We start from the raw sequence: 23,698 nt of genomic DNA on the forward strand, positions 1-23,698 counted from the left end.
TCCTTGGTCTAGCGTTCCATGCCGCGGCCGATGTCGCGGCCATGATCGAAGGGGATGGAAGCCGCGAGGTCGCGGCCGATGCTGCGGCTCATGTCGTGGCCGATCTCAAGGCCAAGCTCGCGGCTGCGTAGCCCCAGCACGGATTCAAGCTGGGCGTCGCGCTCAAGGCCTTTCGCCATGTCGGCCATGTGCTGCGCGGTGGTTTTCGCGCCCCGGAAATTGCCGTCGCGCACCAACTCGGCGTGCTGCTCGCGCAACTGCTGCCAGCCCTCTATGAAGTGGTCGGCGCGCTGGAATGGGTCTATGCGGATTTCCGCTTCCGCCTGCATCGCGCGCACGGCGTCTTGGCCGCGCCCCTGCGCCGCCTCGCGGATCAATTCAGGGCCGCCCCGGAACGCGCTGTTCAGGTCCGTGGTGCCTTCGGGCCGGATCGCGTTCAGTGCTTGCCCGGCCCGGTCCAGCGCCTCGCGCTGGTGGGGCATGGGGTCGATGCCCTGCGCGCGCGTCTGCCGAATTGCGTCCAGCGCCTTGGCGTAGCGCTCGACCGCGCCGCGCACGCCGCCCGCCCGTAGCGGCTGCGGGTCATACTCGTGCTGCTGCTGGCGGGCCGGATCGGGCTGGGGCACGAAACGGCCAAGGTCGAGGCCGTCGAACATGCCGCGCCGGGGTTCGGGCGCGGCCGTTGGCTCGCGCTGCTGACCGGGAAGTGAGAGGCGCAGCCCGTCGAAGATCCCGCGCGCCTTCTCGGCCCCCGCGCGGGCCATTTCCATGACGCGCTCACCAAAGCCGATGCCGCGCCGTTCGGCAAATTCCTTGGCCGGATCGACCTGGCGGTAGTCGCTCGCCATGTCCTTGACGCGCTCGCGGGACAGGGTGCGGACAAGGCGGGCGTCGTCCTTGAAGTCGTCACGCCCATAATGCAGCGCCATGTCGTCGCGATGGCGCGACATGCCGACATAAGCGCCGTGCCGGTCCATGCCGGGGGTCGCCAGCACATGCGCCCGGTCCACGGTCATGCCCTGCGCCTTGTGAATCGTGGCGGCATAGCCGTGATCGAAGTCGCGATAATCCTTTGTGTCGAAAGCGACGCTGCGCCCGTCATCGGTGCGGACGGTCATGCCCTGCTGGCTCACCTTCTCGACGGTGCCTAGCGTGCCGTTCTTCACCTCAAGGCTGCGCTCGTTACGAAGGAACATGATGCGATCACCGCTGGCGAAGGCCCGCGCGCCGCGCTCGGCTTTCACCAACACGTCATCACCAAGCTCTCCGGCGGCGCGCATCCGGTCGCGGGCCGCCTCGTTCAACTCGCGCACCTCGTCATTGGTGTGCGTGAGGATGATCCCGGTTTGATCGGGCGCGGCAATGCGCTCGCGGTCCCACCGCTCGACAAGCTCGCCGCGCGCCTGCTCCCGCGTCTCGGCCGCGTGGATCATGCCATGATCGCGATAGGCCCGGATCGCTTCGCCGGTTCGGCCGGTCGCCAGATGCCGGGTGGCGTCCTGTTGCCAGCCCTCATGCTGGCGACGAACCTCCGTAATCTCGACGCCGCCATGCCGTTCGTGGATCGCCCGGAACGCCGCGCCCGCCTCTATGGCCTGCAATTGCTGCGGGTCGCCGACCAGCACCACCTTGGCGCCGGCGTCGGCCGCATGGGAAAGAACGCGCTCCATCTGGCGCGTGCCGACCATGCCCGCCTCGTCTATCACCAGCACGTCGCGGGCGGTGAGCATATCGCGACCCTGTGACCAGCCATGTTCCATGCTGGCGATGGTGCGCGACGCGATGCCGGAGCCGTTCTCAAGTCCCTCCGCCGCGATGCCCGACAACGCCGCGCCGCGCGCCTCGAACCCGGCGCGTTCCCATGCCTCCCGCGCAACGCCAAGCATCGCGCTCTTGCCGGTGCCCGCGTAACCGACGACGACGCTCAAGCCGCGCTCGCCCGTCACATGCTCGAACGCCGCGCGCTGTTCGTCGGTCAACTCCAACCCGTACCCCTCCGCGCGCGCGCGCGCGGCGGCGCGGTCCTTCTCGTCCACGCGGTGCCGCTCGCGCTCCGCCATCAATTCCGATGCGCGCTGCAACCGCTGTTCTGTTTCGATCATCTCGCGCGACGTGAACCGATCATCGCCGCGCCCGTCCTTGCCCAAGGCGACAAGATCGGGCGATGCACGAACGGCGCTCATCGCGCGGTCGAATTGTTCCTTGCCGTCCGTGTGGCGATGCACGAACATCGCCATATCGCGGCGCTTGAACGTCGCCTGATGGTGGGTGATCGCGTCCAGCGCCACGCGCGGCTCCGCGATGATGCGTTCGCCGTTGCGCTGCGCGATGGTGCGGTGATCCTCGATCCGCTCGGATTCAAGCCCGCGCTCGCCCATGCGTGAAGCGGCGGGGCCGATCTTGTCTTGCGGCTCAAGCTCGATGCCCTGCGCTTCGTAGCTGCGATGATCGATCCGTGCATCTATGTCGAGTTCGGCAAGGCGGCTGTTGACATGCTCGGCCCACCGCTCGCGCCATTGCTCGACAAGCTCGGTGCGGTTCCAGTCGCGCTCCTTCTGGCCGAACCCCTGCTCGTTCACTTCGCGCATGGTGAGCATGACATGAGCGTGCGGCTTCGCCAACCCGTCCGCGCCAATATCCCAATGGACATTCAAATCCGCGATCATGCCGCGCGCGACAAATTCCTGACCTACGAAGTCGCGGGCAAGCTCGATGCCCTGCGCCTTGGTCATCTCGCGGGGAATGGCGAACTCGACCTCGCGGGCAAGCTGTGCGTCCTTGCGCTTCTCGAACGCCTCAACGTCATTCCAGAGGCGTTCGCGGTCACGCCACTGTTCGGGCGCGCCTTCGGGCAGCAGGATTTCGCTATGCTCGACGCCCGACTTGGCGCGAAAATCATGGTCGCGGTCAAGGCGCTCGTCGTGCAGTCGCTCGCCCGCCCGATAGGCGGCGGCTCCCACGGCGCTGCGCCCTTGCGTGCGGCTGATGACTTGAACGCTGAAATGGTAGATCGCCATAGCGATCATCCATTTACTATTCTCAAGCGCACGTCGGAACGACGTATAAGCGCGCCCTCCTCGAATAAATTCTCGGCAGGGACTAGGTTGTTCCAGACTGTCCCGGCGACTCTACTGCATCACCGACGCCGCTCTTCTATCATGGTCGCATCGACACTCAATGGAGACTTTGTCATGCGTAAACCCCGCGATATCGATTCGGAACTGAAGACACTCGAAGCAAAAGCGAAGAGCCTCAAGGAACGCCGCGTTCGCCAGCTCGGCGAACTCGTCATCGCCACCGGCGCCGATGCACTCGATGCCGAGATGCTCGCCGGTGCCTTGCTCGGCGCGGTCGCGACGAAGGATGCGGGCGCGAAGGAAGGCTGGCGCAAGGCGGGCGCGAGCTTCTTTCAGGGCAAGGCGCGAAAGCCTGCGCCGCGATCTGAACGCGAGCCGGACGGCGCTCTCCCGTTCGATCGCGGCGCGGCATCGGCTTGAACTGGTGAACGCGCGGACCGACATGCGCGAGTGGCAGATCAAGCGCCGCGAGCGCACGCGCCAACTCATTGAGTTGGGAGGGCTCGTTGTCAAAGCCGAGTTGGTCGAACTCGCCGATGATGATCGCGCGATGCTCTATGGCGCCTTCCTGTGGATGGCCGATAAGCTGCAAAGCGACCAGGGCGATCATGCCGCTGCGCTGTGGAAGCGACGAGGGAAGCGTGCGTTCGAGGCGGAGGCGTTGCCCGACTCCGGCCCGTCTGTCATAGGCGCGCCATGACGCAGGAACTGACAGAGACCATCCTACGCGTGGTCGAGCGGGCGCCGCAATGGATCAGGCGTGATCTCGACAGCAAGGACGCGGTCGCCCGCATCCGTGCCGAGGAAACACTCGCGGCGATGATCGCCGACGCGCTCGATCAGAACGCCGACGCGAAGGTCTGACGGCTATTTGGCGCGACTTGTGGCGGCCTTCTTGCGTCCGCCGCCGCGCCCCTTGGTGCCAAGGCCGATGGCCTTCGCGAGCGTGCGGCGCTTCTCGGCATAGGCTGGCGCAACCATCGGATAATCCTTCGGCAGGTTCCATTTCGCGCGATAGTCGTCGGGCGTCATGTCGTAATGCGTCATCAAATGACGGCGCAGCATCTTGAGCTTCTTTCCGTCTTCAAGGCAGACGATGTAATCGGGCTTCACCGACGAACGGATTGACACCGCGGGCTCCTGTTTGACTTCGGGCTCGGCGGTCTGACCAAGTCCGGCGAGCGCGTCGTGCACCGATCGGATGACCAGCGGAATATCCGATATGGCGACGCTGTTATTGCTGACATGCGCGGCAACAATATCGGCGGTCAGCGTGACCAGCGTTTCAGAATCGTCCATTCCACTCTCCATCAATAAGCGCGGTTCGCAACCTGATTACGACCCGTGACATGCACGCATCCTACGGTCGCTTCAAGGACGGGGGAAGCGAAGTATTTTTCTCTTTGCGAAATACAGTTGGGCGGCGGACAGGGGTCGCGTCCTGTGGCGCCGCCCTTACGATGCCGCCATTCTTTTTTGGGGAAAGAAGGTTCGGCGGCATCGAAACTGCGAGGTCATCCTTATCGGCGCAATGGTTAATCGAATATGGATTTCCAGTCCGCTTTGCAGCAATTAGTGCGTTTGTTCTTCAACCGTAAAAGGCGGACCGGATGCGGTCCCACCATATTCCTAGCCCGAGCCTTCGCACCATGATCGCGAAGCGAATGCGAAACGCCAGCGACGGATAGTCCATGCCGATGATCGCATAGTCGGCCTGCTCGCGGCGGCGTTTGACGCTGGCGCGGCTGATGCCGAGACGGCGGGCAATCTCTTCGGTCGGTCGGCCATAATGATGGAAGAATATCCAGACGTGCCGGGTCAGTTCGGACTGACGGGTCAGCGGCTCCGGTATCTTCACGATGTCGGCGACCTCTTCGCCGTTCTGCTCGGCCTCCGTCAGCGGTCGTTCTTCGGGCAAGGGACGTCGCCGCCGGCGATACTCGGCATAGCCGTGCGGGTAGCGATGATCGGGAATCAGGCGATCGGCCAGCCATTCATCGAACGGCTGCCAGCCTGCGCAACGGAGCGCGTCGTTGACGCGAAGCAGGCGGCGACGCCGACACCGGCGCCACGGTCTGACAAAGCGCCATTGATCGACAGTGGCGACACCGGCCCGGCGCGACCGCAGGACCGCATTGCGCAGCGTCGCCGTCAACTGCGAGACGATAAACGCGGCCGCGGCTTCCTGATCGGTCGGGATGTCGGCAGCAGGATTGGACCATATCATCTCGCCCGGATAGCCGCTCTCGGTGAAGGCGACCGCGAGCGATCGCCGATAGTCCTGCTGCAATCGCGCCTCCAGTTCGATCGCTGCCGCTCCCATACCGGGGACCGGCTCCGTATAGCAGACATGCGCCCGGACGATCGTCCGCGCATCGGCGAGGCAGGCGTCGATAGTGTCACGATCCGCCCCAACTTCTTCCGCCATCGCGCCGATCTCGACGCCATAGAAATTGTGGAGCAGGAACAGTGCGCGCGGGAGTGGTGTCAACCGCCGCATCGCCGTGCAGCGTTGATGGTCGAGGCCCGACATGACCAGCGCCTCCAGCCGCTCGGTACGCACAGCGTCGGGCGCCTCCAAGATGCGGCGACCGAGCAGGCGTTTGAAGGGGCGCCAAGCCTGCAACAGCCTCACCATTGCGCGGCAACCGCGGCGCGGCAGAGCGTCAGTGCCCGCATCATATGATATTCGACCGTCTGGATGCAGACACCGAGCCGCTCGGCGATCTCCTTGTAGGTCAGATGCCGCATTCGGTGCATGACGAAGACGCGCCGGGTCTTGGGTGGCATGGCGCGAACTGTTTGCCGGTAGAGGCGGAACAGGTCCATCGCCTCGATCCGCCATGTCTGCTCGGGACGCGACGATGCGTTTCGCTCTTCGTCGAACAGCGAAAAGATGACCGGATCGCGATGCTTACGGCGCCCGCCGTCGATGATCAGATTCTGAGCGATCCGGGTCAGATAGGCTTGCGGACGTTCGACCCGATCGAATGCCCCGCTGCGCAGCAGGCGAGCGAAGACTTCCTGCACCAGGTCGGGCGCGGCGTCGCCCCCGGCCCTTCGCCCGAAATATCGTAGCATCCGCAGACGCTCGGCACGATAGAAGGCTTCGAACGAAGTGGCGGTCGAGACGGGCGCGGTCATGACCGCGCGCCTTTGCGTTCACGCTCGTTGAACGGTGCATCGCGCGAAGCGCGATAGAGGGTGATACCGGCCTCGATGCGGTCGAGGATGAAGGTGTCGCGCTCGGCTTTCGCGATACGGATGTCGGCTTGGGAGTAAAGCTCAAGGTCGACCGCGCAGCGGTCGCCCAGCTCGTTTTCGATCACCTCACGGGCGCGGTCCCAGCAGCCTCCTTCCTTGAAGAGCGGGTGATTGACGACGATCCAGAGTTCATATTCCGAGAAGTTGATCGTCTCGTCGTCTTCATACCACGACCGCCGAGCATAGGGGCCGATCAGGATGATGCGCCTGATCTGGCCCGGCTCGGGCGCTTGCACCTGACCGGGGTCGAAGAAAGCGCGCAGGATGCGCGTGATGCGCTCGATCTCGCCCTGCTTGCGGCGGATGAGATGGTCGACGCGCGCCATCACGACTTCGCGCGCGTAGAAGTCCTTTTGTTTTGGGGTATTCATTTGCAGCTCGCACAGCGGCGGTCCGCGCAACAGCGCGCGGATGTGCAAGCGATGTTCGCTGTGTGCCGCTAATGCGGTCTACAGCAACTGCCCGACCCTCGGCCGGACCTGCATGATGCTGGCAGGATAATCCTCGGAGATGGCCGCCAGTCATTCCATCCCGTGGCGGCGGTTATGCCAGAATCAGGGGGTCTGGGCAAGTTCAGCCGCCGCTAATCCTTCCGGAGGCGCGCCGAGGAGATCCTCGCAAGCCAGCCTCACCGATCGTTTACCGATGTTGAGCTATTCCGACAGCATGAAGCATCGTCGGTACAATCGATATCATGAGCCGCGTCGTTACGCAGCAGCCGGGTCACGGCGAAGCCGACGCTCATCGCCGGTCGGTGGCTATATCGTTGGCGCGCTCATCCTTGGCGTTACCGTATGGGCAGCATGGTCGGTCACAACTCCCGGCGGACGACAGGCATTCATGGCGAATGCCAATGATATTGCCGTCTCCACGGGCATGATGCGCGAACGCCCCCCTCAAGAGGGTGATTACTGGCGCGGCTGCGACGATGCACGCGCCGCAGGAACGGCCCCGATCTATCGCGGTGAGCCGGGATACCGCGAGGGCATGGACGGCGACAGCGATGGAATTGCGTGCGAGCCTTACCGTTGATGGCGCAATGGCTCAAACCGACCGACTATCTATATTCGCCCCTGCAAATCAGCGCCCCGTTTGCAAACAAAGCAACAACGCGAGCTGGCTTTCCGGTGAGGAAAAAATGCATAATATTGAAAATCAGCGCTTTTTGAACAGTTATTCAGGAGAATAGGAACCTCCGCTTGCGCAATCGGAAAATCCGTGCGGCCATTCGTTGCGCTCCATAACATATATAATGTCTTTGTATGCGCTTATCATTCCTGACATCACATGGGGATCGCCATCACTATGGCGATCCATTGTGTCTCTCAGCAAATGAAACCCAACGAGTTTGTCATATATTTCGTCAAAAGCCCAAACTATTAAAGCCGAGAAAGCATCGCTCTCGCGTTCAATGCCGTGCATTTTTGCCAAGTATATACAAAGCCCAAATATATACCCTCTGGACATGCCGCTTGCCGCATCACATTCTGGACCAATATCCCCCACCCGTAGTCCTATAGCTTCTATCTGGGGGGAAATGATAGATATAATTTTTTTACAAACCGCTTGAACTTTTTCTTCATCTTGGGGCCTGTCGCCTTTTATCTCGTCAGATTGTAGCGACGGTTTCGTAAAAAGGCCGAACATATAAAATCCCTTTTCGCTGCTACGGCCAACCTACATCTGCTCACTGAATTTTTCGTTGATGTCAGAGATATTCCCAATCAGTGCCATGATGGCCGTTTCTGAACATCCATCCCGATAACCACCAGTCCGCTTCCCACCCCAAGTTTGCCGTTTGCTACCTGCGCGTTGCGGTTTCGAGTTCGGCGATCCTGTCGGTGCAGACCTGATGGACAACGCGGCCAAGCTCCTCAACGCGTTCTCCAAGCCAAGCCAGTTCTTCCTCGCTGATCCTGTAGTGCTTGGAGTAGCGGGCCTTCGTGTAAGCCTCTTTCAGCTTCTGGAACGTCGCGCGCTCGCGGCGATTGGTTTCGGGCCAGATGCCGTAGAGACGCCGGTCGAGCCCTTCGGCGAGGGAGCGGAGGAACGCGATATTGTGGTTGAACGGAACGTAGAAGGTCAGCGTCAGAAGCAAGCAACCATAGAGGCGCTCAGTCGCTTGATGGAGATCGAATGCCGCCTTCTTGAAGTCTCCATCATCAACAGCGTGTCGAAATCCACGATGGAAGCTCTGCGCGCTCGGTAGCCAATCCTCGAAATATTCCTTCGCCATCGTGAGCGCCTTTTCTGGCGTCTTGGGCTTCGGCGCTGCCAACTCGCGATCGTCGGCTTCGTAAAGCGCAATCCCATCCTTCGCGACCTCCATGAAGAAGACACGGCCGTGCGCCAGACCGTCGTTCACCTCGTGAAGCGAATGGACGATGAAATTGACCGGCGTCCGGAGCGTCTTCTCGATCGTGTAAGCCCGGATCAGCCGTTCCTCGGCCTGCGCCCAATAGGCGGCGCGGTCGGTCAACTCCTTCTGACTGACGATGACGAGAATGTCATAATCGGATTTATACTGGTTCGCTGACGTGGGCGCATCGACCCAATCGCCCCTCGCGTAGCTGCCGAACAGGATGATCTTGAGGATGCGGGCGCCCTTGCGGCGCCCGGTCGCATTCTCCGTCGCCTGGCCGAACTCGTCGAAGAGAATTTCGACGATGCGCTCAAGCTCGCGCTGCTTCGCGGTGGGTAGATGGTCGATGTCGGTGCGCATGTCCGAGAATCTTCGGGAAGTTCTGCTGCTTTGGCAAGGGCACGTTTTCATCATGCTTCGGATTGATTGAACGTCGCATGATGTGAGTGTTGCGATTGAGACGGCGTGGGAAAATATTTTCCCTACGCCGATAAACGGCAAGCGACGCCGCGGGACGACGGCGGACGCCAGACCTCGATTCCAAAAGCGGCACCATAGTGCCCATACCCTTGCACGACGCGGCTGAATGACCATTCTGGCCCCAGGGGAGCCCAGCAACCGTCAGCAATGGAGTGTGTTCTCCCCATGCCTGCCCCTGAAAGAATCATCCGCCTCAAGACCGTCCTAGCCCGCACCGGGCTGTCCCGCTCGACGCTTTACCGCAAGATCGCCGAGGGGACGTTTCCGGCGCAGTTGAAAATCAGCATCCACGGCACCGGCTGGCATGAATCCGCCGTCAATCGCTGGATCGCCAATCCCACCAGCTACCGCGAAGATCGGGTCGAGTGAGGGGCGGCCGGGCTAACGCCCGCCCTTGGCCTTTCGGAACGTACCCTCGATGACCTTCGCGCCATCGCGGAGGAAGTCGAGATGATCGGACCAATGCTGCATCATGCGGACGCGCTCGTCCCAATATTCGCCCCGCGTATAGGCGCGGCGCACAGCGTTGTTATCGCAATGGGCAAGCTGCCGCTCGATCGCGTCGGGGTGCCATAGCCCCATTTCGTTGAGCAACGTCGCCGCCATCGCTCGGAAACCGTGGCCGGTCATCTCGTCCTGGGCGAAACCCATGCGGCGCAAGGCGGCGTTGATCGTGTTTTCCGACATAGGCCTATCAACCGAACGCAGCGACGGGAACAGGTAAGAGCTATAGTCCGCGTCATGCTCGATCGTTTCGAGAATGGCCACCGCCTGCCGGGAAAGCGGAATGCTGTGGACGCGCCGCATCTTGGTCTTGTGCGGCGGGATGATCCAAAGCGCCTTGTCGAAATCGAAGTCGGCCCATTCGGCAAAACGAAGCTCGCCGGGACGCACGAACACATGGGGCAGTAGCCGCAGCGCCGCCTTGGTGTTGGGGTGTCCCTCGAACGCTTCGATAGCGCGCAACAGCCCGGCCGCTGCGTTGGCATTGGTTATCGCGGCGCGGTGGACGGGCTGAGGTGCAATGAGCGCACCGCGAAGGTCCGCCGCCACGTCGCGCTCTGCGCGGACGGTAGCAATGGCATAGCGGAAGATCTGGCTGCAAGTGCTGCGAAGTCGCTTGGCCGTCTCGTAGCGGCCCTTGCTCTCCATCTTGCGGAGCATGACAAGAAGCTCCTGCGCGGTGATGGAAGCGATAGGGCGCTGGCCGATGGACTCGTAGATGAAGTCCAGCAGCCAACGCAGTTTCTTCATCGTGACAACCGAACGGCCCTCGCGCTCGACCTTCGCAAGCCATTCGTCGGCAACCACCTTGAAGCTGTTGGATGCGGCGACAGCCGCCGCGATCTTTTCCAGCTTGATCTGCTCGGCCGGATCGCAGCCGCGCGCCAGAACCTTCCGGGCCGCGTCGCGCTGCTCGCGGGCTTCGGCAAGGCCGGTGTCGGGATAGACGCCGAACGCCAGCGTCTTTTGCTTGCCGTGGTGGCGGTAGTTCATGCGCCAATAGCGTCCGCCATTGGGCGTGACATACAGAAACAGCCCGTCGCCATCAGTAAGTTTATAGGGCTTTGCGCGGCCCTTGGCATTTTTGATTGCAATAGCGGTAAGCGCCATGATGGTATCTCCGACATGGGGAGGACCGCGCTACCATCAGATATACCATCAAGACGGTGGTATCCGGTGGAACGAAGCCGCTCCGTATGGGAATACCTATACCACGAAAAACCGCAGAAATCAGCCACTTGTGGCATCTTCTGGAACCCTCTGGGAGAGGATTTTGGTGACCCCTACGGGAATCGAACCCGTGTTTCAGCCGTGAGAGGGCTTTGAATGGGGGTGTCCCCGTCCATCACCGTCCATCAAAAACCCCATAAATCCTAGAGTGTGTGCGCTATTGTCCATTGTCGTGCAGTCATATATATTTGACGAATATTAGACGATTTTGGAGCATGGGCATGGCTAGGGTGGTGGAAGATGCAAAGATAACGACCTCCGGTGCGCGGGCCGACCGAGACCCCGGTACGCACTGGCGCGGCATCGATCCCACGACGCACATCGGTTATCGGAAACCCAAACGCGGCGGCGGCGTGTGGCTCGTCCGCTGGGCAAAGCCGAAGGTGTCGAACTCCGAGGGCAAGGAGGTGCACGGTGGGTATTGGCAGAAGGCCATCGGTGCTGCCGACGATACTGGCACGACGGGGACGCTGGACTACTACGCAGCGGTAAAGCTGGCGCGTGAGACTGTGGAAGATGCGCGCCGTGAGGCAGAGGCCAAGGCCGCCGGGCCTATCCAGACGGTGGCGACGGCGATTGCGAAATACATAGCCTATCGAGACGAACGCGAAGCGGTCTGGCGCGAGCGGCCGGGGGTGAAGTCCGACGCCAATGCTCGGCTCAAGAAGTATGTGATAGGCAATGAGGCCAAGGCCGTCGCTGCACAGCCCCTTGCCGCCGTGGCCCTTCATGACCTGACTAGAGACCACCTCAAGGCGTGGCGGAAGGGACCCCCGGCCGCCCTCAAAGCCACGGCGCGCAAGCGGCTGTGCAACGACGTGAAAGCGGCGCTCCATATGGCCATCCGGGGTGCGCCCAAAGGTGCATTACCCGCCGGCCTACGCGAGGAGATCACCGAGGGCTTGCAGATAGACGCCCGCGAAGGCCAGACGATGTCCGGTGATGGTGCCCAGCCCATAACCACAGAGCAGCTACTTACCGAAACAGAGGTGCGCGCGCTGCTCGCGGCGGCTCGAACAGTGGACGAACGGGATGGCTGGGACGGCGACCTCTATCGGATGGTGCTTGTGTTGGCGGCCACCGGGGCGCGATACTCGCAGACCTGCCGGCTGAAGGTGGGGGACCTACAGCCCGACCCTTGCTTGCACGTTCCCGGCTCGCGCAAGGGACGCGACGCCGACCCTACCCAGCGGGAGCCCGTGCCGATCACGCCCAGCGCATATGAGACGCTAGCCGCTGCTACTGTGGGCCGCCCTAAGCGCGATCCCTTGCTGGAGCGCTGGCGGCACGTTCAAACCGAAGGCGCGGTGGGCGTATGGCGTCGCGATCGGCGGGGCGCGTGGGCTCCGGCTGAGCTAAACCGGCCGTGGCAATTGATAACTGACGAAGCGGGCATCGTGCGGGACGACGGAAGGGTGCCGACGCCTTACTGGTTCAGGCACAGCCGGATCGTCACGATGCTACGCGCTGGTATTCCCATGGCAGTTACGGCCAAAGCCCACAACACGAGCGAAGCCATCATAGACCGGCATTATGGCAAGTTCCTCGCAAAAGCCTCGCAGGACCTCCTCGCCGCCGTCGCCCTTTCGGTTGAATGACGCACGGGCTTTGCGGCTGCCGCGTGCCATTGATCGCTATATGTGGCGGTCCCGTCCTCAATAGCCGATTCTACGAGTCCACGTGAGGGGGCTACGCGCTCCCGTGTGACCTGCCATTGGTTCGGATGGCGCGGGCGCCTTCGCAGGGGCTCCATATGCCTGCACACGTCGTCCAGAATGCCCAGTCGGTGCGCAGCGCGGTATGCCTGCGGTGCGCCTTTCTTGAACTCGCCGCGATGGTCGAATTTTAGAGCCTCGGCGAGTATCCGCTCGGGAGTCCAATCAATCGGATGGGGTTTGCGGTCCATGTGCGCGCAGACGGCATCGAGTAGGCCCCAGCGCTGCGCTGCGTTGTAGGCGAGCCGATCGCCCGCGCGGAAATCGCTGCGGTGTTCATAGCGCGCGGCGGCTGCCTGTATCCGGTCGGGCGTCCATCTATACATATTAGTGAACCTAACATGGCGTCCGTGGATGTGCAAGTGCAGTCAACTAGCTGAAATTGGGGGGTGACACCGCCGTCAATAGCTAATGCGCGAGCCAGGTTCTAAGATTGTCCGCACAGGGCCGCTGGTGGCCCGGACAAACCCAGTAGGAGTTAATCCAATGCCCAATACCCCCTACGCTCTGAACGTTGATGAGGCCGTTGCATATTCCCGCATCGGGAGGTCGACTCTCTATACCGCCCTGCGCAACGGCGAGCTAACCGCGCGTAAGGTCGGTCGCCGCACCGTTATCCTTCGGCAGGACCTTGAGGCTTGGCTCGAACGCAGCCCCGCTTACGCCAATGTCGCCTGAAACGGGACGCGCCCCAAACCCTGCCAGGTTCGGAGCGCGTGAATAAGGACTCATTACTCTATGTCTGCTAACTATAGCGCTGACGGTTCCGTCATGCAACCCACGCCCCGTCTCGACTTCATTGCCGAGGCCGTTCGGCACGATCTCATAGGCCTGTATATTGCACTGCCCGGCTATCGCATCGCCCGAGACTGGGCCGAGGCTGAAAAGGGCAATGTCCTCGTCATCTGTGGGGGCGCCAATCACCCCGACCAGTTTGCCGGTGCCGCCGGGCGGCTAGCCGAGTGCCACGGTGTTTTCATCCTCGAGATGGGCGACCCTATCGTCGGGTGGAAGATCACGGACCTTGCACTCGGGGGTTCCAACATCGCCGTCGTGGAATGCAGCGCCGTGGCCCCCGAGGCTTGGCTGTCGCTTCGTGATGGGACGGATGTTGTCGTCCTCACCGCCGATGGCGAACTGAAAGGGGGTGCGGCATGAACCACTTCCCCGAACTTGAGGGCATCGTCCGCGCAATGCCCGTCCTAGAACCTATAGCCGAGATGGTCCGAGGTGGGCGGGGCGCTTTCTCCATCGCCATGCCCGGCCGCCGGGTGGAGGATATATTCTGGGAGCACGGGGGGACCGTGCTGCTAATCCAGGATGGACCCGACAGCCGGGGGCCGGAGGCATTCCCGGGCGTCGGCGACGCTCTCGCGCGCTGCGGGGGCGTTGCGCTGCTGGAGGACTGTTACCCTGCGGCCTATTTCGGTGCGGCCATACTCGCTAGCATGGGCACCAACATGGCCCTCATCCACTGTTCGCCTATCCGGTCTGCCGAGTGGGCGGCGGAGTGCGAGAAGACCACTTCGTCGCTGCTCCACGTTGTCGCGCGTGCGGAAGGGGGCGTTCAGTGACCTACAAGGCGACCTATTTTGCCAGCGTCGACGCCTACTCAGCCCGCCCCGGTCTGATAGAGTGCGGCACCGCCGATGAATTCGCCGACTACCTGCGCAGTGTCGTCGTGCCCGTTAAAGACGATGCCCCGTTGCTTAAGCTGGCCCTATTCAACGGCCACCGGTGCGACGAGAACGTTGTCGAGTTCTACGGTGCGCAGGGTGACGCCGACAGCCAAAGAGTGACCGTTCAGGAGGCGCACCAGCACTTTCAGATGCTCGGAATCGAGGCGGTATTCCATGCGACACACAGCGAGGGCATCAAGCCCCACCATTGCTGGCGAGTTTTCGCGCGGTTCAGCGAGTCGGTGGGGCTGGAGCGCTTCCACGAGTTGGTGGGCCTGCTCAACGGCGTGCTGAAGCTGCTGGACCCCGACGCGACGTTCGCCGCCGAGTCTTGGACGCCTCATCAGCCATTCTTCATCGGCAGCGGGCATGAGGTGCTCGTCTCGCATGGCAAGCCGATCGACCTTGTGGAAGGCATCGAGCCGGCCGACAACTCAGGGGGGCGGAAGGTCAAGCGCTATGATGCGCCGCCCGTCGCCGCCATGGCGTTTGCGGGGATGGTCTCGCCCGCCGATGCGGCCACGCGCGAGCGGTTGCTGGGTGCGGTCCGTAACGCGACCGAGGGCGGGCGGCACGCCAAGCTGTTTGGGGTTACAAAGATGCTCTACCGGCTGGTGTCTGGCGGACGGCTCGACCCCGAGGGACTTGAAGACGACATCATGGCCGCAGCGACCGAGTGTGGCATCGGCGGCTCCATCAATAACCAAATCACTCGCGGCATCGCCGTGGGTATGGCTGACCCGTTGACGGTAGAGCGCGAGGCGGATGAGAAGCTGGGAGGCGTGCCCGCTCCGCCGGCCGCGTGCACTCCGCTCAGCAACGAACAGCATCAGGCCCTTGAGGTCGCGGCCGCCCAGCGTCGGGAGGAGCAAGCCGCCCTGACCGTCTCGGCGGGCCGTATCTTCACTCAAGAGGGCGTCGCTCAGATAGCCGCTCGGCGGTATGCCGATATGATCCGCGTTGTCCCCGCCGAAAAAGACCGGTGGTATGTCTGGCAGCCGGGGCGCGGCGCGTGGCGCAGGGACGACATGAATATCGTCAAAGGCATGTGCTACACCGTGATGAACGAAATGGCGAACGCCGCAGACGCCGCGCAAGACCAAGCAACGGCGAAGGAGCTGAGCCGCAAGGGCGCGCTCGACGGTATGCGGGCTTCGCTGGCGGCAAACCCGGCGCTCACCCTTCCTCCGCGTTCGTTCGATCAGGACGGTTGGTTGCTGGGGGTGCCGGGCGGCGTCGTTGATCTGCGGGACGGCAAGATGCGGCACGGACGGCCCGAGGACATGATCTCCAAGCAAACCGCAGTCGCACCGTCGGATGCCGCCGACTGCCCTGTGTGGTTCGCCCATCTCGACCGCGTGACCGGTGGCGATAAGGAGTTGATCGCCTATCTGAAGCGTTGGTACGGCTACATGCTGACCGGGGTAATCCGGGAGCACGAGTTGCTGTTCTTCTACGGCGAGGGACGCAACGGCAAGGGCATCACCGTCAACACCGTCCAACATGTCATGGGGGATTACGCCTACACCGCCCCGGCGAAGGTGTTTCAATCGGACTCGGATAACCAGCACCCGGCGGATGTCGCTAAAATCCCCGGCTATCGGCTGGTGACCGCGCAGGAAATCCCCGAGGGCGCGAAATGGCACGAAGCCCGAATAAAAATGCTGACCGGTGGGGACAGGATACCCGGACGCAACCTGTACGGTGACCCCGATAATTTCGAGCCGACCGCCAAATTTAACCTCGTCGCCAACTCCAAGCCGGAGTTGCGCAAGCTGGACGTGGCGATACAGGCCCGCTTCAACCTCGTGCCGTTCAACGTCACGATCCCGGAGAGCGAGCGTGTCCTCGACCTAAGCGAGCAGCTCAAGGTCGAAGCGCCGGGTATCTTGAGGTGGCAAATCAACGGGTGCCTCGAATGGCAGAAGGACGGGCTAGGCACATGCGCGGCGGTGAAGGCCGCCACAGAGGCGTACTTCGCCGAGAATGACCCCGTGGGCCGCTGGCTGGGCGAGAACGTAGTGGGGCAGCCCGGCGGGCGGGTGTCGAGCAAAGATTTGCACGACGACTACCAGCGATGGGCCATGCGGGGCGGCGAGCGCCATATTGAGCAGCGCCAGCTAACCAGCGCCCTTAAGGGCAAGGGGCTGCACCATATCGAACCCGGCAGTTTTCGAGGGTTTGAGGGTATAGCGTTTCGCAATCATCCGCTCGGCGATGCGCGCCCGGTCATGCCGGCTGGGTAGCGCCGCAACCCCGTTGGGGGCCATCGGGCCGTCTGGTTAGCGCCGGGCGGCCCTTCTTTTTGAGCGGGCGATGGCGTCGGATTGAGCGCCCGCCCATCGCCCGCTGAGCGCCCACCTAGTGGCGCTGTAAATTACCGAGCCGCTCTATAAATCTCGGGCGGGCGATGCGGGCGATGAGCGGGCGCTGAAAATGGATTGAGCGCCCGCCTGAAACCAGCAGAAATCCTAAGGGTTTAAGGGGAGCGGGCGATACGGGCGCTCATTCTCTAAGAGTCCACATAGGGAAAAAAGACCCTCTATAATTACTATAATCCCCCTGACGGCATATTTCCCCACATGAAAAAACTCTTGCGAAATGAGCGCCCGTATCGCCCGCTCGGCTTTTCGGCACCCCCAACGGAAGGTGTAGCAACCCGCCCCGGACAACCCCCAGCGGGTCCGCTAAAAGGTATAAGTGGACGACTGCTTAGCGCGGCGCCTCACGGTGCCACTCAATAAGCAAGAATCGTGCCAACTCGCCACGCGCAAACCGGCACCTCCTCTACCGCCATTTTCCACATCGTGTATCCGCCTTGTTAAGGCACATTAATGGATGGTTATGGACAGTCGCGGACGGCAATAAACACAATAATTTCAGATACTTGTAAATATAGGCCGGGCTTGCTACATTCTTGAATGCACTATCCGTCAAGAAAGGCCCCTATTGTGACTGCCCCATCAACCAGTTTCGCGACCCGCGTTGGTACAGGTGCCGCGCCACTTCCGGGGCTGGACATGCGCACGACGCAAGGCCGGCGGATTAAGGAGATTGTCGGTTCGCTTGTAAGTGATTTGGGGGGCGATCCGACCGAGGGGCAATTCATCCTCATTCAGCGTATCGCCGTGCTCACTAGCCAATTGGAGTTGATCGAGGCCGCCGTGGCCAATGGTGAGCGGCCCTTCAGCATTAGCGAGTTCGCTACCGGCGCTAACAGCCTCAACAGGCTGCTCGGTGCGATTGGTCTGGAACGTGTGGCCCGCGACGTGACGCCTAACCTCGATCGCTACATTCGGCAGACTGCCGCCTGATGGCCGTCACGCCGCGCCTTTCCTTTACCCGTGCGGTCAGCGACCCCATGCTGCTGGGCAACGTGCTCGGCGGCGATAGCTGGGTGGCGCACCGCGCAATGTGGAAGGCGGTATTCTGTGAGCCGCTTACCGACGACGAGCAGCCCTATTTCGATATGCTGTCCGGCGGGCGCGACATGCCCGCCGCACCCGTTAGCATTGCCGCAATGGTGGCCGGTCGCCGATCGGGCAAAACCCGCAGCACCGCCGCCGCGATCGTGTGGCTGGCGTGCCTGTGTGACTGGTCCGCTAAGCTGGTGAGCGGTGAGACCGGCGCGGTTGTCGCCATCGCGCCATCGCAGGCCCAGGCGAAGCTCCTTTTTGGGTATATCGCGGGCATTATCGACGAAAGCCCCGTGCTGGCCCAGATGGTGACCAACCGGACGGCCGATAGCATCAAACTGGATAACGGCATCGAGGTCATGGTGCGGCCCGCATCGTTCCGTAAGCTGCGCGGCCTGACGATCTGCGCGCTGGTGATCGACGAGGTTGCGTTCCTGTTCAACGAAGCGGACGGCAGCCGCAACAGCGACGAGGAAATCCTGCACGCCGCAATCCCCGCGCTCGCCACGACCGGCGGCCCGCTCGTTATGATTAGCAGCCCCTATCGCAAGACCGGCGTGCTGTGGGACTATTTCAACCGCTATTTCGGCAACGATAGCGACCCCGACGTGCTCGTATTTCGCGGTGCATCGCTCGACCTTAACCCCACGCTGTCGCCCAGCATCGTCGAGCGCGCGTTGGCCAAGGATTTTGAAGCGGCCCGCGCCGAATGGCTTGCCGAATTTCGCACCGACCTGAGCAGCTATGTATCGCACGATGCGGTCATGGCGTGCGTCGAGATGGGCCGCGCCGTGCGCCACTATGTCGAGGGCCAGTCCTATGTCGGCTTTGTCGACGTGGCGGGCGGGCAAGGCAAGGATAGCTACACGCTGGGTATCGCGCACCGCGAGGAAGATCAGATTTACGCCGATCTTGTGGCCGAGGTGCGCCCGCCCTTCAGCCCCGACGCCGTGACCGCCGAGTTCGCCGCCCTGTGCAAGCAATACGGTATCGGTGAGGTGCTGGCTGATAAGTTCGCGGGAAGCTGGCCCGCCGAAAGCTGGGAAAAGCACGGCATCCGGTATCGCGCCGAAGCGGACCCCAAGAGCGTCATCTATGCGGCGTTCCTGCCCTTGGTCAGCGGTGGCAAGGTGTCCTTGCTCGATCACGAGCGCAGCCTGTCGCAACTGCTCAACCTCGAACGCCGCACCGGCCGGGGGCGCGACACGATCGACCACCCGCGCGGGATGCATGACGACTGCGTCAACGTGCTGGCGGGGGCCGCCGTCATGGCTGCGCAGCCCCGCATGGATTTTTCGAAGCGATTGGCGGGGTGGTGATGGCTAACCGGATTTACAAATATCACGGACGGGTCATCCCGCGCAGCCGCGCCGTTGATGAGGACGGCGTCATGTATCCGGGGGTTACGGTCAATGATGACCCCGACCGCGAAGCCAACGCCGCCGCAGTGGCGAACGGCTATCCCAACGCAAAGGCCTACCGGGCCGCAATCGATCACATCCGCAACGCCACAAGGAGGGCATAATACCATGACGTTTCAACCCATTCGCAAGCGCAGCTATCGAGGGCCTGACGGGGTGATGTGCGACCAGTCGGAGGCGGTCGGCGCCGACGGCATCGTGAAATCGGGCTATTCCGTGTCGGTCGGCGTTATGGCCGCCGATAGCGTGCCCCCCGGCGTGACCCCCGTGCGCGACACGCCCACCGAGGACGATCAGGCCCATGCTCGATATGTCGAGCGCATGTCCAAGCGCGCGCCAGCAACCGCGAAGGCGCCTGCCGATCCCGCCCCGGCAGAGGGGCACTCGGGCTACTTGGCCCGCATGACCACCAAAAAGGGAGCCTGAACCATGACCGTCTCACCCGTAAGCTTCGTGGGCTCCGCGCCCGATAAACCGGCCGCCACGCCCGTTACGCCGTTCCGTAAGACTCCGATCGATCCGGTCGGCTATTTGCCTGAAGAGAGCCGCGTGTGCTTGGCGCTGCTAAAAGCCGCGAAGGCGGACGCTGAGAGCGCGATGGAGAACGCAACGGAGGCGGGCGTCCCGGCGTCCCACATGGGCGGGCTCCAGGCCGAGCGCGCGGTGACCGCGGCGAATCTCCGCGCCGTCGAGGAGTATGTCGGCGGCCTCCGCGCGCCCGTCGAGGCGCTGCCGCCGGCCAACGTGGCGAAGCTAACGATGGACGGCGTCCGGGCGGAGATCGCTGCCGTGGAGGAGCGCTGGACAGCGCTTCAGCTTATGCGTCCGACCCGTGCCGAGCAAATCGACAAGCTTAAGGCGATGGTGGCGGGATCGGCGGCGAACTGCGCCCCCGAAACCTTTCGCCTAGCTCATGACCATTCGAACGCGGCGGACCCGGCATTGGCGTTTCGCCAGTTGTTGGGCCTCAAGGGTGATGCGCTCGGCCTGCTCGCCGCGATATTCCCCGACGCCATTGTCGAGAAGCTCAGCGAAACGATTCCCGACGATCCCGACGGCGCGTTGCCCCATGCCGAGCGCATGAGCGCCATCGAACAGTGCCGCAAGGACCTGCTGCACCTCGGCTGGCAGGAAGAATGCTTGATTCGTCAGGCCGCAACGCCCCCGCTGCGTCGTGCAACCGCCTTGGCCGTGTGTTTGCTCGGGGTGGTCGCGCGCTGACATGAGATTCGCCGTGCCGCGTGGGTGCCTCCTCCTCGCGCTGCACGGCGAGTATGGCCGGGTTTCATATCCCGGCCGCAACCGGAGACGGCCGGTTTAGTGGTTGCCGGCCGTCTCCACCCAAGTCGCTGAGGCCTTCCGCGACCCGCTATGCCAGCGTGCTAGCAACAGGGGACGGCATCACCGCAACATGGCCCGCCGGACGATGCCCTCCCGCGTCCGGCGGGCTTATGCGGCTTCCATTTCGAGCGGACGGACGCCCGATAGATCAACATGGTCCCGCGCCTCTGCGAGGTCGTAGGCGTGCTGCAAATTCATCCAAAAATCAGCGGTGTTGCCAAAAAACGCCGACAGCCGAAGGGCTGTGTCCGCAGACACTCCCGTCTTGCCGTCCACGAGGCGCTCAATCCGCGTGCGGGGCACGTCGAGGCGCTTTGCAAGCGCGCCTGCGCTCATATCGAGCGGCTCAAGAAACAAATCCTTCAGCACCTCACCGGGGTGCGACGGGTTAGTAAGTACGATCATCGCGGTCCCTTTCAATGGTAGTCCACTATCTCAACATCAGCGGGGCCGGCTTCAGTCCAAACAAAGCAAATACGCCATTGTTTGTTCAGTCTTACCGAATGTTGCCCGTCCCGATCGCCGCTCAAAGCCTCAAGGTGATTGCCCGGTGGGACGCGCAAATCTTCAAGGACCGATGCGGCGTGCAGGGTAGACAGCATCACCCGCGTTCGCTTCACCAGATCACTCGGAAAGCCTTTGCCGAATTTATCGGATATCGCTTCAGCCGCCAGTTTTCCCTTAGTGCTCTGAATCATGTATCACGCCATGATACACATATTGACGGAACCGTCAATGGGCATCGGACGCGGCGCCCGCAGAGCAGTCCAATTCGCCGACGAGGTGCGCATCGCGCCAAAAGTCTTCCACCAAGTGGCACCCCGTCACAATACGGACCGCTTCACGCATCTGGCGTCGCCGCTCAATCGATCGCCCCATACGTACTGCGGTGATACCTGAACGATTGTGGACCCGTACCTCACCCTTTCTGACGCGAACTTGGTACGCGTTGCCTTCAACATCGGCTCGCTCGTTGATTGGTTCGGCAGAGGAGGGTGGGGGCGTGCTGATCGGAGCAGTTATAAGGGCAGCAATGGCGATCATAGATACTGTCATAAGCGCTCCCATTTGTCAGTCGGATGCAACGCCGGTATTAGAATTTTGTCTCGAACTTGGGGAAGCCGCTGAACTCAGTGCGTTCACACTGCCCAACCCACTTGAGCAATAAGATGGAATCCGCCCTGTTGTTCCGTTTTGACGTTGCCGTAATCATGTGCGCGCCAGTCTCTCGGTCAACTCGATTCAGTAAGAATGACTTCACGGTCGACGTATCAACATCTTCGTATTCAAAGAGCAGTTGAGTCGCGTCAATCCGGTTGAAATCCTTAAGCGCCTTGCACTCGCTTTCGCACCACTTCTTTTGTTCTAGGTCGATCCTGTAAACCGTTTGATACGGCTCTTCCTGCTTACTGCCATAACTTTCGGTATTTAACGTCCCCTCGCAACGCAAATCAAACCGATCAGCCTGAGCCGCGCTAGCATTTTGTGCGGCGCTGATCGCTGCGATTGTCATTATGCACCTGTTCAACATCGCTCTCCCACCTAGGCCCACTGCCCTTGACGGGCATACCGTAATTCGCGAAATTAGGGAGGACTATCTGCGGGAAAAGCGGCCACGCAAAGCCAACGAAATGCACCGCCGTCCGCTGGCGGTTATTTGACGCATACTCGATGAGGCGGGGTGTAACCCAGCTAAGTGCTTGATTTTGTTGGTGACCCCTACGGGAATCGAACCCGTGTTTCAGCCGTGAGAGGGCCGCGTCCTGACCGCTAGACGAAGGGGCCTTATGGTCGGATGTCTAGAAGGGCGAGCCGACCGCCCGCTACACCGTGGTGACCCCTACGGGACTCGAACCCGTGTTTTCGCCGTGAAAGGGCGACGTCCTAGACCGCTAGACGAAGGGGCCGTCAAACCGGTGAAGCGGCGCCTTAGACGGGCGCTTCCATGCGGTCAAGCGCCGATTGGCGTGGGAACGCCCGCCGGTTCCTGGAGTGTTTTCGAGTCAGGTGGAATCACCGGACGATTCGAAAAACACGGCAACACAAGAATCTGGAGTGCCTGTTTTGATTCCATCAAAACCGAACACACTCTAGTCGGCCCAGGCGGCATCTTCGAGGTGAAGTTCGGCGGCGGGACGGCTGCCCCAGTCGTCGCGTTTCGCACGGCCCGCGAGCCACAGCTTGCGCCCGCGCGCATTCAGCAGCGATTGCCCCAATTCGCTCTCGGCGCTGCGGAAGGCGATCGCCTTGAAGCGCGCGCCGTCGTCGCCCGCCACGATCAGCCGGACATGGTCGGTGCCGACGATCCCCGATTCGACGATCCGCACCGGCCCCGTTGCGACGCGCGGCGCGGGCCAGCCGGCACCGTAAGGCCCCGCGCTCTCGATCGCCTCGCACCACAGCGGATTGATCCCGCGCGGCGCGAGCACCGCGTCGATCAGCAGCGACTTGTCGCCGCTCGCGCGCTCGACGTCGGCGGCGAGCCGGTCGTTGAGGAAAGCGCCGAGCGCGTCGACCTTGCCCGCCTCGACGGTCAGCCCCGCCGCCATCGCATGGCCGCCGCCCGCGACGAGCAGCCCGGTCTCCTTCGCGGCGAGGATCGCGGCGCCGAGGTCGACGCCCGAGATCGAGCGCCCCGATCCCTTGCCGACGCCGTCCTCGTCGACCGCGATGACGATCGCGGGACGATGCAGCTTTTCCTTCAGGCGCCCGGCGACGATCCCGATCACGCCGGGATGCCAGCCTTGCCCGGCGACGATCGCGACAGGTGCGTTGGCGCAGGCGCCGCTCGCCGCCATCGCTTCGTCGAGCACCGCCGCCTCGATCGCGCGGCGCTCTTCATTGAGGCGATTCAGTTCCTGCGCGATCTCGGCGGCTTCCTGCGGATCGTTCGTCGTGAGCAGCCGCACGCCGAGGTCGGACTTGCCGACGCGTCCGCCCGCGTTGATCCGCGGGCCAAGCGCGAAGCCCATGTCGCTCGCGGTCGGCGGCCTGGTCAGCCGCGCCGCGTCCATCAGCGCCGCCATGCCGATATTGCCGCGCTTCGCCATCACCTTGAGGCCCTGCGTCACCAGCGCGCGGTTGAAGCCGGTGAGCCGCGCGACATCGGCGACGGTGCCGAGCGCGACGAGGTCGAGCAGTTCGATCAGCGCGGGCTCGGCGCGGCTGCCGAAATGCCCGCGCGCGCGCAATGTGCGGAGCAGCGCGGC

Annotated in this window: 26 protein-coding genes and 2 tRNA genes; 14 read left to right on the plus strand and 14 right to left on the minus strand. The window is 62.6% G+C overall.

What is annotated here, in order from left to right; translation table 11 throughout:
- Window positions 1-8: 8 nt before the first annotated feature.
- A complete protein-coding gene (gene traA / locus VHO04_RS13060; RefSeq protein WP_329628719.1) occupies window positions 9-3,017 on the minus strand; it encodes a Ti-type conjugative transfer relaxase TraA in 3,009 nt (1,002 codons plus the stop codon).
- A gap of 174 nt (window positions 3,018-3,191) precedes the next feature.
- Between traA and VHO04_RS13065 the strand changes: the two genes are divergently transcribed.
- Genes VHO04_RS13065 through VHO04_RS13075 form a run of 3 tightly spaced genes read left to right on the plus strand, consistent with a single transcriptional unit; the run spans window position 3,192 to window position 3,941 of the window.
- Window positions 3,192-3,497, plus strand: coding sequence for a conjugal transfer protein TraD (locus VHO04_RS13065; protein ID WP_329628694.1), 306 nt, complete (start codon window positions 3,192-3,194; stop codon window positions 3,495-3,497).
- A gap of 22 nt (window positions 3,498-3,519) precedes the next feature.
- A complete protein-coding gene (locus VHO04_RS13070; protein WP_329628720.1) occupies window positions 3,520-3,777 on the plus strand; it encodes a conjugal transfer protein TraD in 258 nt (85 codons plus the stop codon).
- Window positions 3,774-3,941 (plus strand): hypothetical protein, encoded by a 168-nt coding sequence (locus VHO04_RS13075; protein WP_329628695.1) that lies wholly within the window; start codon window positions 3,774-3,776, stop codon window positions 3,939-3,941. The genes VHO04_RS13070 and VHO04_RS13075 overlap by 4 nt, the downstream gene beginning before the upstream one ends.
- A gap of 3 nt (window positions 3,942-3,944) precedes the next feature.
- Here the strand turns inward: VHO04_RS13075 and VHO04_RS13080 are convergent, their stop codons facing one another.
- From VHO04_RS13080 to VHO04_RS13095, 4 genes are all read right to left on the minus strand, one after another.
- A complete protein-coding gene (locus tag VHO04_RS13080) occupies window positions 3,945-4,376 on the minus strand; it encodes a MucR family transcriptional regulator (RefSeq protein ID WP_349256067.1) in 432 nt (143 codons plus the stop codon).
- Window positions 4,377-4,665: 289 nt separating this feature from the next.
- Entirely contained in the window at window positions 4,666-5,703 is a 1,038-nt protein-coding gene (locus VHO04_RS13085; RefSeq protein WP_329628697.1) for a hypothetical protein, read from the minus strand.
- A 5-nt stretch (window positions 5,704-5,708) separates the two neighbouring features.
- Window positions 5,709-6,221, minus strand: a complete 513-nt coding sequence (locus tag VHO04_RS13090) for a sigma-70 family RNA polymerase sigma factor (protein WP_329628698.1) — start codon at window positions 6,219-6,221, stop codon at window positions 5,709-5,711.
- Window positions 6,218-6,712: a hypothetical protein gene (locus VHO04_RS13095; RefSeq protein WP_329628699.1), complete on the minus strand. Its 495-nt coding sequence runs from the start codon at window positions 6,710-6,712 to the stop codon at window positions 6,218-6,220. The genes VHO04_RS13090 and VHO04_RS13095 overlap by 4 nt, the downstream gene beginning before the upstream one ends.
- A 274-nt stretch (window positions 6,713-6,986) precedes the next feature.
- On the opposite strand from VHO04_RS13095, the gene VHO04_RS13100 reads away from it, so the two are divergent.
- Window positions 6,987-7,373, plus strand: a complete 387-nt coding sequence (locus VHO04_RS13100) for an excalibur calcium-binding domain-containing protein (RefSeq protein WP_329628700.1) — start codon at window positions 6,987-6,989, stop codon at window positions 7,371-7,373.
- A gap of 141 nt (window positions 7,374-7,514) precedes the next feature.
- On the opposite strand, the gene VHO04_RS13105 is transcribed toward VHO04_RS13100, so the two are convergent.
- Window positions 7,515-7,988 (minus strand): hypothetical protein, encoded by a 474-nt coding sequence (locus VHO04_RS13105; protein ID WP_329628701.1) that lies wholly within the window; start codon window positions 7,986-7,988, stop codon window positions 7,515-7,517.
- A gap of 154 nt (window positions 7,989-8,142) precedes the next feature.
- Entirely contained in the window at window positions 8,143-9,063 is a 921-nt protein-coding gene (locus tag VHO04_RS13110) for a nucleotidyltransferase and HEPN domain-containing protein (protein ID WP_329628702.1), read from the minus strand.
- 285 nt (window positions 9,064-9,348) lie between these two features.
- Here VHO04_RS13110 and VHO04_RS13115 point away from each other — a divergent pair, with 285 nt between their 5' ends.
- Window positions 9,349-9,552 (plus strand): helix-turn-helix transcriptional regulator, encoded by a 204-nt coding sequence (locus tag VHO04_RS13115; RefSeq protein ID WP_329628703.1) that lies wholly within the window; start codon window positions 9,349-9,351, stop codon window positions 9,550-9,552.
- Between the two features lie 12 nt (window positions 9,553-9,564).
- Here VHO04_RS13115 and VHO04_RS13120 read toward each other — a convergent pair whose 3' ends face one another.
- The gene (locus VHO04_RS13120; RefSeq protein WP_329628704.1) at window positions 9,565-10,797 is read right to left on the minus strand and encodes a tyrosine-type recombinase/integrase; all 1,233 of its coding nucleotides are present in this window, start codon (window positions 10,795-10,797) and stop codon (window positions 9,565-9,567) included.
- A 341-nt stretch (window positions 10,798-11,138) separates the two neighbouring features.
- On the opposite strand from VHO04_RS13120, the gene VHO04_RS13125 reads away from it, so the two are divergent.
- From VHO04_RS13125 to VHO04_RS13165, 9 genes are all read left to right on the plus strand, one after another.
- Window positions 11,139-12,515: a site-specific integrase gene (locus VHO04_RS13125; RefSeq protein ID WP_329628705.1), complete on the plus strand. Its 1,377-nt coding sequence runs from the start codon at window positions 11,139-11,141 to the stop codon at window positions 12,513-12,515.
- A gap of 603 nt (window positions 12,516-13,118) precedes the next feature.
- Window positions 13,119-13,310 (plus strand): helix-turn-helix domain-containing protein, encoded by a 192-nt coding sequence (locus tag VHO04_RS13130; RefSeq protein ID WP_329628706.1) that lies wholly within the window; start codon window positions 13,119-13,121, stop codon window positions 13,308-13,310.
- Between the two features lie 60 nt (window positions 13,311-13,370).
- Window positions 13,371-13,790, plus strand: coding sequence for a hypothetical protein (locus VHO04_RS13135; RefSeq protein WP_329628707.1), 420 nt, complete (start codon window positions 13,371-13,373; stop codon window positions 13,788-13,790).
- Between the two features lie 412 nt (window positions 13,791-14,202).
- Entirely contained in the window at window positions 14,203-16,557 is a 2,355-nt protein-coding gene (locus VHO04_RS13140) for a phage/plasmid primase, P4 family (protein WP_329628708.1), read from the plus strand.
- A gap of 774 nt (window positions 16,558-17,331) precedes the next feature.
- Window positions 17,332-17,625 (plus strand): hypothetical protein, encoded by a 294-nt coding sequence (locus VHO04_RS13145; RefSeq protein ID WP_329628709.1) that lies wholly within the window; start codon window positions 17,332-17,334, stop codon window positions 17,623-17,625.
- Window positions 17,625-19,046, plus strand: coding sequence for a terminase large subunit domain-containing protein (locus VHO04_RS13150; protein ID WP_329628710.1), 1,422 nt, complete (start codon window positions 17,625-17,627; stop codon window positions 19,044-19,046). The genes VHO04_RS13145 and VHO04_RS13150 overlap by 1 nt, the downstream gene beginning before the upstream one ends.
- Window positions 19,046-19,252 (plus strand): hypothetical protein, encoded by a 207-nt coding sequence (locus tag VHO04_RS13155; protein ID WP_329628711.1) that lies wholly within the window; start codon window positions 19,046-19,048, stop codon window positions 19,250-19,252. Before VHO04_RS13150 ends, VHO04_RS13155 begins: the two co-directional genes overlap by 1 nt.
- Before the next feature lie 4 nt (window positions 19,253-19,256).
- Window positions 19,257-19,574, plus strand: a complete 318-nt coding sequence (locus tag VHO04_RS13160) for a hypothetical protein (protein ID WP_329628712.1) — start codon at window positions 19,257-19,259, stop codon at window positions 19,572-19,574.
- A 3-nt stretch (window positions 19,575-19,577) separates the two neighbouring features.
- Window positions 19,578-20,369 (plus strand): hypothetical protein, encoded by a 792-nt coding sequence (locus tag VHO04_RS13165; protein WP_329628713.1) that lies wholly within the window; start codon window positions 19,578-19,580, stop codon window positions 20,367-20,369.
- Window positions 20,370-20,597: 228 nt separating this feature from the next.
- On the opposite strand, the gene VHO04_RS13170 is transcribed toward VHO04_RS13165, so the two are convergent.
- The 6 genes from VHO04_RS13170 to VHO04_RS13195 form a co-directional block, all read right to left on the minus strand.
- The gene (locus VHO04_RS13170; RefSeq protein WP_329628714.1) at window positions 20,598-20,894 is read right to left on the minus strand and encodes a HigA family addiction module antitoxin; all 297 of its coding nucleotides are present in this window, start codon (window positions 20,892-20,894) and stop codon (window positions 20,598-20,600) included.
- An 11-nt stretch (window positions 20,895-20,905) separates the two neighbouring features.
- The gene (locus VHO04_RS13175) at window positions 20,906-21,187 is read right to left on the minus strand and encodes a type II toxin-antitoxin system RelE/ParE family toxin (RefSeq protein WP_329628715.1); all 282 of its coding nucleotides are present in this window, start codon (window positions 21,185-21,187) and stop codon (window positions 20,906-20,908) included.
- A 395-nt stretch (window positions 21,188-21,582) separates the two neighbouring features.
- On the minus strand, window positions 21,583-22,002 hold the full coding sequence (locus tag VHO04_RS13180) for a hypothetical protein (RefSeq protein WP_329628716.1): 420 nt from the start codon (window positions 22,000-22,002) through the stop codon (window positions 21,583-21,585).
- Between the two features lie 197 nt (window positions 22,003-22,199).
- Window positions 22,200-22,274 (minus strand) — tRNA-Glu (locus VHO04_RS13185).
- Between the two features lie 46 nt (window positions 22,275-22,320).
- Window positions 22,321-22,396, minus strand: a tRNA-Glu gene (locus tag VHO04_RS13190).
- 183 nt (window positions 22,397-22,579) lie between these two features.
- Window positions 22,580-23,698 (minus strand): single-stranded-DNA-specific exonuclease RecJ (locus VHO04_RS13195; protein ID WP_329628717.1); only part of this gene is annotated, 1,119 nt, incomplete at its 5' end.

The sequence above is a fragment of the Sphingopyxis sp. genome (assembly GCF_036261875.1).
GTDB lineage: Bacteria > Pseudomonadota > Alphaproteobacteria > Sphingomonadales > Sphingomonadaceae > Sphingopyxis.